2 protein-coding genes and 1 pseudogene are annotated in these 6,229 nt (G+C 39.5%); 1 reads left to right on the forward strand and 2 read right to left on the reverse strand.

What is annotated here, in order from left to right; all coding sequences use genetic code 11:
• Nucleotides 1-145 precede the first annotated feature (145 nt).
• Nucleotides 146-377, forward strand: a pseudogene (locus tag RG963_RS02705) (IS5/IS1182 family transposase); the annotation flags it as partial.
• A 230-nt stretch (nt 378-607) separates the two neighbouring features.
• Here the strand turns inward: RG963_RS02705 and RG963_RS02710 are convergent.
• Together RG963_RS02710 and RG963_RS02715 are read right to left on the reverse strand one after the other, a co-directional pair.
• On the reverse strand, nt 608-2,419 hold the full coding sequence (locus tag RG963_RS02710; RefSeq protein ID WP_310574739.1) for a KUP/HAK/KT family potassium transporter: 1,812 nt from the start codon (nt 2,417-2,419) through the stop codon (nt 608-610).
• A 458-nt stretch (nt 2,420-2,877) separates the two neighbouring features.
• Entirely contained in the window at nt 2,878-5,727 is a 2,850-nt protein-coding gene (locus RG963_RS02715) for a cation-translocating P-type ATPase (protein WP_310574743.1), read from the reverse strand.
• Nucleotides 5,728-6,229 lie beyond the last annotated feature (502 nt).

The raw sequence follows: 6,229 nt of genomic DNA on the forward strand, positions 1-6,229 counted from the left end.
TTCAGGATTATATTTTTTCGGCTCTGCACACTTTGACAGTTGTATATTTTTGAAAATCATAAAATCGCTCTCAAATGACTTATTTTTTGGCGCCTGGTAGACCAGATTTCATTATATTTAGACTTAGCTAGTTGAGAAACTAAATCCAGAAGAACTGATTGACAAAAGGAAAAGATTAGAAAAGATTAAAATTGCTAAGAAGAAGTTTGATGAAGAAAAGCTGAAAAAAGCAAACGTCACAGACAACGATGCTCGAACTATGAAGCATAAAGATGGAAACATGAAAACTTTCCTACAATTGTCAGGTTGCTGTTGATGAAAAAGAACAAATAATTGTTGCAACGGATATTGTCAACGAAAAAAACGACTCGCATCGTAAAAAATTGAAAAGTTGTGCACCTATTCGGCTTTAGTGGGAAGAAAGGAGCGATCTTTCAGATTCCAATTTCAAAATTCGGTATGTGTGGTGCTATATGCTGTTTATAATCTTTTTAGTGTAATTTTAACAGTGCAGAATAAGTGCGATAAACCTTACCTAATTTTACCCAGGATGGGCGACAACCCGACTTTGTTGCAAAAATACTCTCTGTTTATTAATTCATAAACTTCACATTTCTAATCTTGTCATAACTCCATGAAGCTCTTCAGGAGGGAGCTTGTAGAACTGGACAAAGGAAGGAGAAACTTTTTTAATTACGGAAAAGACTTTCCATACTATATTACTGGTAAATATATCGTCTATTCCGTAAAAGATTGTTTTTTCATAGATACCCTTGTCCTTCAGGATCTGTGCCAGATCGATAATTTCCATGTATCCCACATTTATTTCAAAGATGCTCAGTCCTCTTGTCAGTTCTTTTGTTAAAGAGCTTTCTACTCCAAATGGGCTTTCACTTTTGACAATTGAAACAAATATGTTATTTTCATAAATGATATTATTCTTAAACATTACATGAGAAATGTATTTAGGGATTTTATCCAGGTCTCGTGAAAAGAAAAGGGCAGTTCCACTGATTTTATTTTCAGTAGCATATATCCGGTTATATTTTTCAAGAAAATTATCAATTTTCATGCTCTCCATCAGTTCATAAAGTCTCTTTTGTCCGGAAGTGTATATAACCAAAAGAGAAAATACAACAGCTGCTATTACAATTGACCAATAACCTCCATGTGGTATTTTATAGGTATTTGAGAGAAGGAATGTTATGTCAATAAATGTTATAAATAGCGAAATTATAGCCTTCAATACCTGTTTTTTGTGATAAAATATCGAAGTCATCATCATGCCCGTAATCGACATAGTTCCTGTAACCGCCAATCCATATGCAGCAGCAAGTTTGCTCGATTCTTGAAACTCAAGTATCATTAGTAATACGGAGATCAGGAGCATCCAGTTTACTGCACTAATATATATCTGTGATTTAAATTCCCCGGATGTGTAATCAATCTTTAACATTGGCATTATTCGAGTTGTTATGCCCTGATATACGATTGAGAATACACCGCTAATCATAGCCTGAGAAGCAATAATGGTAGCCATAATACTCAGGATAAGGAATGGAATAAATATTAGATGTGACTGTTGATTTATCATCTCAAACAATATATTCTTCGAACCCGGGTTTCTAATAAGGAATGCTCCCTGTCCAAGATAATTTAAAACTAAAGCAAAAAATACCAATCGCCAAGCTTTTAAAATCGGCTCTCTCCCCATATGACCCATATCGGCATACAATGCCTCACCACCTGTTGCACACAGAATGACTTCAGATAATACAAAAAATCCTGCAATTCCATTATCCAGAAGGAACCTGACAGCATAATAAGGGTTTACAGCTTTAAGCACAGTTGGAGTATAGAATATTGAGGCAATACCGGAAGATGCCATGGCTGCAAACCATAAAAACATTATCGGCCCAAATGCCCATGCGATTTTTTCAGATCCTTTCTCCTGCAAGGAAAAAAGGCATATTGCAATTATACTGGCAATTAAAACTAGAATACCCTGTCCTGTATTTTCAAATCCGGAAATAATACGTATTCCCTCAACAGCACTCAATATGCTTATTGCAGGCGTAATCACTCCATCTCCAATAAGGAATGAAGTTCCAATATAGGCTAATATCGTAATTAAAGATGCAATTCTACCCGATTTTAGCAGAGGAGTAAGTATCTCTTTTAAGACAATAGTCCCTCCTTCTCCTCTTTTCCCCAGGCTCATAGCAAGCCAGGCATATTCTACTGTCACAAGCAAAATAAGAGTCCAGATAATTAGGGATAAAACGCCTACGACGCTAGCTTCCGTAGGTTTTGTAAGAAGAAATATAACTGTCAGGGTATAGATGGGACTTGTTCCGATATCTCCAAAAACAAGACCCATAGAATTTATTATTCCCTTGAAATTATAGTTCTTATACATAGTATATTCTCTGTATTTTTAGAATCTAATTTTTATATTTAATACAAAATTGCTTTCCAATAAGCTAATTACCTATTTATTTGTTTTATTTTGTACAATTACTATAAAATAAAAAATAAAGTGTTATCCTAAAAGTCCTAAAAAAATATATGTCTTTCTATTGGAACTGAATCAAAACCTTTGAACATTATCTCGGGATAATATCGGATCGTGGGTGTGAGTTGTTAAAAACATAATCGGTAAAAACTCTATATACTTTTCTTAACCATGGTAACAATGCTCGTTTTTCAGAATTGATCCATGACTCGTGTACACGACCTAATATCGTAGATCTCGAATATTGAGTTTTATTTTCAGCTTCTTGCAGCTGATTAAGATAGGTTTTCTACAACCAAAATTGTATCACATTATAAGCCTTATAGTTCATTCTTAGCCATCATTCTTAGCCATCATTTACATTACCACTTTAAAAATCTAGCCGCCCAGCTCACGTTTTTTCTAAGTAAATGTTTCCTTAACTCGTCAATTCCAAGCAGGAAGATTGCAAAAGGAATGGAAAGCAATACATACCTGAGGTCAAGGGGCGAAGTGTTAAAAATAAGATTGGCAAACGGATTCCAGATAATAAAAGCTAGAATCAGTAATTCAGTTGCAATCCCTACCAAAATCGCATGGTTGCTGAATAAGCCCATTGTGAACACTGACTGAAACCGGGTTCTGGAAGCAAAAACGTTAGCTATCTGACAGATGATCACTGCTGAAAAGAACGCGGTAATCGCCTGTATATAAAGGGGATTATTGTTTGCAAGCTGTTCGCCGAATTTCCAGCCCCCTTCAAGAAGTACGGCAAAATAGCAGAAAAAGCCTGCTGCAGCTTCTATCGATCCCTTTATTCCATAAGCTGTTAAAAGCACCTGAGGCGTTAGCAGCTTTTCTTCTCTGGTTCTTGGAGGCCTTCTCATAATATCTCCTTCTCCTTTTTCCATTCCCAGAGCAATGGCAGGCAACATATCCGTACCCAGATCAATTGCCAGGATAAGCTGTACTGGCATAGGAAGGGGAAGAGCAAAGAGAACAAAGGCTATGAACGGCAGAACTTCAGGGATATTACTGGCAAGGATGTATACAATGAACTTTTTTATATTATCAAAAACAGTTCTGCCTTCCTCTATAGCATTCACGATCGTGGCGAAATTGTCGTCCAGGAGCACCATATCCGCAGCTTCGCGAGCTACGTCCGTGCCGCTGCCCATTGCAACCCCCATATCTGCGTTCTTAATTGCAGGAGCGTCATTGACTCCGTCTCCTGTCATGGTCACGATCTCTCCCTCAGCCTGAAAAAGTTGTACTATTTTCAATTTTTGCACAGGAGAAGTACGGGCAAATACGATGCTCGGGTTTTTCAATCTTGAAGAAAGATCCGTACTTGAGAGTGACTCCAGCTCGTTTCCGGTAATAATTTCAAGGCTTTCGGAATCCGCAAGTCCCACGTTTTTCGCTATTGCTTCTGCAGTGACCGGGTGATCACCGGTTATCATAACAACCTTTATTCCGGCCGCATGACACTTTGCAATAGCCTCTCTGGCTTCGGGGCGCGGAGGGTCTACAATCCCGATAAACCCCAGGAAAATAAAATCTCCGGTATACTCTTTCTGTTCTTCTGCTTGCCTGTACGCAAGGGCAATTACCCGTTCTCCTTTTTTTGCCAGTCTCAGATGCCGGTCAAGAAGCTCTTTTTGCTCAGTCTCATCCAGTTTCCGAACTTCTCCTGAATCCATAACTGCCCCACACATCTCCACAACCACTTCGGGAGCACCCTTAAGGTACACTTCGAGTTTACCTTCAGGAGTGTGGCAGACAACTTCCATTCTTCGGGTCAGGGAATCAAAAGGGAACTCTTCCAGCCTTGGATATTCACCCTGAAGCGTGTTTATATCCTGAAAACTATTTGCAAAAACAAGAAGTGCTCCTTCGGTCGGATCGCCGGTGTATCCAGTAGGTAATTCGCGAAGTTTTGCGTTATTGCAGAGCCCTGCGACCCTTATTAAAGCAGGAGACACTTTTTTAGGGTCCCATATGGGACTTTCTACAACATAAACCCTTTTTGCTCCTGAACCCGTAACTTTTCCTGCAATGCCTTGTTTTGTATTTTCTTCTGCCTCCTGCTCTTCAACCCTTTTTTCGAGACCTGAAGGTATTTTAGGTTCGAGACTTTCAAAACCAACAATAAGAGAATTTACTGCCATCCTGTTCTGGGTAAGAGTTCCGGTTTTGTCAGTACAGATGACAGTAGTTGAGCCCAGAGTTTCTACGGATTCGAGGTTCTTTATAAGGGCATTCCGCGAAGCCATTCGCCTGGAAGCCAGACTAAGGGCAAGAGTTACCGTGGGCAAAAGTCCTTCAGGCACATTTGCAACTATAATTCCGATCGCAAAGATGAGGCTTGCAAGAAAGGTATCCTTAAGAAAAAACGCGAGAATGAAGAAAGTTACCCCCATAAAAATCGCAATTGCAGAAATGATTTTTATAAAGCGGTTGAGTTCTCTCCGGATGGGAGTATCTACACTCAAAATCTGTTCTGTGAGTATCGCAAGGTTTCCAATCTGGGTGTTCTGTCCTGTTCCGAAGACGACAGCCTTTCCATTTCCGCTTTGTACTAGCGTCCCGGAAAAGACCATATTTCTGCACTCAAGTATTTCCGAGTTAGTGCATTCAAGAGAGCGTAGTTGAGGTTCTGCTTCTCCTGTGATGGTCGAATGATCAACTTTCAGAGAATTTGTCTCAATTAAACGCCCGTCAGCCGGAACTTTATCTCCTTCCTCAAGAAGGATAATATCTCCTGCAACAAGTTCTGATGCCAGAACATCTCTGGCTTTACCTTCCCTTAAAACCTTTGCACGGGGAGGGAGAAGCTGCCGAAAACTTTCCATCGTTTTTGCAGCCTGGTATTCCTGTATGAATGTGAAGGTTCCATTAAGGATTACAACCACACCCAGAGCAATTCCAATATACAGATTCCCTTTCCCAGGATCAAGGTATTCTCCAAGGAAAGATAGAATAGCTCCTACAGTCAGCAGGATGGAGAAAAAATTCCGAAACTGTCGGATATACTTCTTTAATATGCTCTCCTTTCCTGTTTCTTCGAGAACGTTGGATCCACATTCCTGAAGTCTCCTTGCAGCTTCCTGCTCGCTGAGTCCGCTTTCGTCAACTTCTAATCTTTGAAGGAACTCAGAAAGAGAGATTTTATGTTCATCGCCCTGCGGAGAGCAAATCTTGCTTTTGCTACCAGTCAATTTCGTCTTCATCGAACATCCCTTTTTATCAAGAGCAGTTACTTTCCCCATCGTAGCAGGAGCAACCTGAAGGACCACATCTGTAAAGGAGGATCCAAGAATCAAGTAATCTTCCCATACAAATGGAGGTGAAGTAAGAACGAATGATCTTCCTCGAGGCTGTAAGGCAGGCGATTCCCAGATATTCTTACCGTTCTCGGCATTTAGGGTGATTACAGTCCCGTTAGGATCAGTTGAAGCGTAAAATTACTCCATTGTCGTATGCTATGCCGTGTACAGGTGAAGATCCTGTTTTAGGGTCGTACCTCTACTTATTAAGTCCAGTATCCATATCAAAAGCAATGACCTGGTACTTGTTATTATGAACATGTCCAGTATTTCCTACTATTAAAGGCGAGTCCTCAATTATATGTCCTGTGTTAAAGAATTTGTTTTAAGTTGATAAGAACACGTTTCTGTAAGAACTTTTTTCGGCAGTAATAATTGCAATCCATATAGAACCTTTTTTAAGTTG

This window comes from Methanosarcina baikalica (genome assembly GCF_031461075.1).
Taxonomy (GTDB): Archaea; Halobacteriota; Methanosarcinia; order Methanosarcinales; family Methanosarcinaceae; genus Methanosarcina; species Methanosarcina baikalica.